This is a genomic window from Paenibacillus sp. P22, from assembly GCF_000469945.2.
In the GTDB taxonomy this organism is placed as follows: domain Bacteria; phylum Bacillota; class Bacilli; order Paenibacillales; family Paenibacillaceae; genus Paenibacillus_O; species Paenibacillus_O humicus.
Map to the genome: position 1 here is coordinate 1 of NZ_CBRA020000053.1, position 3,315 is coordinate 3,315.

Below are 3,315 nucleotides of genomic sequence, written 5' to 3' on the forward strand. Positions count from 1 at the left end.
CGGCAGGCTGTCCGCCGTCCCTTCCCTTGCGTGTCGTTGCTGCCATAGTCCCGATTCCCCAGTCTGCGTATAATTTCAGGCCATCCGGCCTCCCAGCCGGCCTTCCGCATGGCGGCGGCGAGCTTCCGCGTTGATAAACGGAGCTCGGAGGCTTTGATAAACAAGGCTCCAAGCGAAAAAAGGGAGCCGCGGCTCCCTCTTCTCTATTCGTTCTTACTTTACGATATCCTTAAGCAGATTGTCGACCATCTGCGAGCTGGCAACCGGACCATAGTAGAGCCAGCTGGACGATTTCGGATATTCAAATACGTTGCCGTTCTTGACGGCCGGCACGGATTTCCACAGGGCGTCGTTCAACGCGGCGGATCCGGAGTCCTTGTCGCTGTTCACGAGAATGAGGTAATCCGCATCCAGATCGGCCAGCTTCTCCAGCGAGATGGCGTTCCAGTTGCCTGCGCCCGAGGCGGAAATCTCCTTGACGACTTCCGGCGCCTTCAGGCCGAGATCCTTGTAGAGCACCGCTCCGCTCGACAGCTTGTCGCTGACGACGTAGAATTTGCCCTGGACGAGCCAGACGGCGGCAACGGATTTGCCCGGAATCGCAGCTTCAAGCTTCGCCTTGGCGTCTGCAGCCTTCTTCTCGTAGTCGTCCAGCACCTTTTGGGCTTCGTCGCTCTTGTGAAGAACCTCGCCGATCTTCAGCAGCGCCTTGCGCCAGTCGTTGTTCACTTCGTCGCCGAGCACGAAGGTCGGGGCGATCTTGGCGTACTGGTCGTACTTGCCGCCTTCGACGGCGCTGTTGGAGCCGATGATGAGCAGATCGGGATCGAAGCTGGTCACCGCTTCAAGCGGAAGATCGTACGGAATGGTCGGGAGATCCTTCAGCGAATCCTGCAGGTACTCCTGGGTGCCGTTGGCGACAGACCACTGGGCTACCGGCTTCACGCCGAGCGCCACCAGGTAGTCTTCCAGGTAGGAAGCGATGATGCGCTGCGGATCGGCCGGCACTTCGACCTCGTGGCCGAGCCCGTCCGTCATTTTGGTTTGAGCCGGCGAGGCGGCCGGAGCCGTCGAGGCTGGCGGCGTCGAGGCGTCGTTGCCTGCCGCCGTGTTCGAATGATTGCCGCTTCCGCAGGCTGCGAGCAGCATGGACATGAATGCGATGCTGAGCAGCAGCGCCGGAACTTTCAGTTTGCTTTTTACCACGGGATATCCTCCTTGATGATGGAACCGATGCCGCCTCCATTGCCGGCTTGCCCGATTCGTCATTCATGACTTGTCAGTTGCGCCTGCCGATATCCAATCCGGATAGACAGGCTTTTAAACCCTCAGTTAGTAATGATAATCAATATCAATTAATAGATCAACCTATTTGGCTTATTTCCAGAAAATATTGTGTCCAAAAAGAAACAGATCCCGTCCCTCCGCAAAAAATCCGTTCTTCAAGCCGCAATCATCATTCGATGCCTGACGAAATAACGAGGGCGTACAATGGCTGCAGCCCGAATTCAACCCATTCCACCTTAAGGAGGCTTCCATGGACGCCAAACAACGCAGCCGAATTCGACACGAAGAAGGTTCGGCGGCCGCATAAGCCTATCAAGCGGCTGCTCGGCGACCCCCTGGAGCGGAAATCCGATCACGATGCCGTCCATATCCGACCGCTGCTCCAATACATGCGGATGCTGCAGCTCGAGAGGCCGGATATCCGGGATTGATCTGAGATTTTCACGTGTTTATACTCAATAAATAAGATATCGAGCATGCAAGGACGCAAAACATGGACGAGCAGAATAATCGTTTCCTGGTTTCTTTGCTATCCTGTTCTGTTCATGCGTTCCGTTTCGGGCATTGGGGCTCCATGTTCAGATTCAGCAAGCATCGCTTATGCTGCGGGGCTCCATGCTGCGGCTTCCTGCCGCAGGGGAGGGCAGCCTCGGAGCTTTTTTATTCCAAGGGGGATTAGAATGTCCACGCTGAACGGGAACCGCATCGAGCTGAGCTTTTTCGAGGAGAAGGATGCGCCTGCCTTGCTGAAGCTTGAGCAGAGCAACAAGGATTTTTTCCGCTTGTATTCGGGGACGAAGGACGATCAGTTCTACACGCTGGAAGCGCAGGAGGTTAGAATCGCCGGCGCCATGAAGCAGCGCGAGCAGGACCAAGGCTATCATTTGCTGATCCGGCCTCGGGGAGCGTCGGAGGTGATCGGGACGATCGCGCTGTCCGGGGTGGCTCGCGGCAGTCTCCAGAGCGCATGGCTCGGCTATATGCTGGATCGGGAGCATAACGGCAAGGGGCTCATGACCGAAGCGGTGCAGCTTATCGTCCCGTATGCTTTCGGCGAGCTCGATCTTCACCGCCTCGAGGCAGGCGTAATGCCGCATAACGAAGGCTCTATCCGGGTGCTGACCAAGGCAGGCTTCCAGAAGGAAGGACTGGCCCGCAAAAACGTGAGGATCAACGGCCGCTGGGAGGATCATGTGACGCTTGCCATCGTGCGGGAGGAGCCGGAGGAGGGGCAGCAGTCAGCCGAGGATTGAAGTCCTTTCATCCCTGCAAGAAAAAAGCCGTGCCCGTCTCCATCGAGACCAGGCACGGCTTTTGCGTCCTGCAGCCATCCAGCGCCGCCAGCAACGTCTCCCCGAGGCCTCTGGACGTCGTGCGAAGCTGGCTGCGCTCCTCCGGTTGCAGCATCGGCAAGCCGACGACCTCGGCCCAGCCCTCCTCTCCTTGCCGAATAGTTCCATGACGGACGGAGAGAAAGAGCTCTTTTCAAGGCATTCTTGCAGGTATCCGGGGCATGGAGCTTGAATGTAGTAGAGACGCAACGATAAAGGAGGAATCGCCCATGCCGACGATTCAAATCGAGGGAAGAGAAGCTCTTCAGGCGAGCGAAGGCACGAAGCTCGTGCTCGCGCTGGAGGATAACGGGGTTGATATGCTTCACCGCTGTGGCGGCAACTCCCGATGCACCACCTGCGCCGTGGAAGTGCTGTCCGGAGACGCCCCGGAGATGGGAGAGGCGGAAGCAGCGACCCTGAGGAACAAAGGCATCGAGGACCCGGCCGTTCGGCTGTCCTGCCAGATCAGACTTGAGAACGACCTCGAGCTCCGGCTGATCAAGACGGCTTCTTCGACGGGATTGGAGCCCGGGCCGCGTCCCCAGGACTGAACGGGGCCTCCGCATTGTTTTGTTGACCCATGAGTTCAGTCCACAAAAAAGGCCAGGCAGAGTCCCCCGAGGACTCCGCCTGGCCTTTATGCGCTCGCCTGCCATGGGCGGGCTTCTGCTGCAGCTCGTTCCGTCGTCGTGCC

4 protein-coding genes are annotated in these 3,315 nt (G+C 58.1%); 2 read left to right on the forward strand and 2 right to left on the reverse strand.

The features are described 5' to 3' along the window. Positions 1-213 precede the first annotated feature (213 nt). The gene (locus tag BN871_RS09535) at positions 214-1,206 is read right to left on the reverse strand and encodes an ABC transporter substrate-binding protein (RefSeq protein WP_232312934.1); all 993 of its coding nucleotides are present in this window, start codon (positions 1,204-1,206) and stop codon (positions 214-216) included. 761 nt (positions 1,207-1,967) lie between these two features. Between BN871_RS09535 and BN871_RS09545 the strand changes: the two genes are divergently transcribed. Continuing rightward, the gene (locus tag BN871_RS09545; protein WP_048745627.1) at positions 1,968-2,540 is read left to right on the forward strand and encodes a GNAT family N-acetyltransferase; all 573 of its coding nucleotides are present in this window, start codon (positions 1,968-1,970) and stop codon (positions 2,538-2,540) included. 7 nt (positions 2,541-2,547) lie between these two features. On the opposite strand, the gene BN871_RS27565 is transcribed toward BN871_RS09545, so the two are convergent. After that, on the reverse strand, positions 2,548-2,700 hold the full coding sequence (locus tag BN871_RS27565; RefSeq protein WP_021878783.1) for a hypothetical protein: 153 nt from the start codon (positions 2,698-2,700) through the stop codon (positions 2,548-2,550). A gap of 148 nt (positions 2,701-2,848) precedes the next feature. On the opposite strand from BN871_RS27565, the gene BN871_RS09550 reads away from it, so the two are divergent. Continuing rightward, positions 2,849-3,172 carry a 2Fe-2S iron-sulfur cluster-binding protein gene (locus tag BN871_RS09550; RefSeq protein ID WP_048745628.1) on the forward strand — a complete coding sequence of 108 codons (324 nt, stop codon included), beginning with the start codon at positions 2,849-2,851 and terminating at the stop codon, positions 3,170-3,172. Positions 3,173-3,315 lie beyond the last annotated feature (143 nt).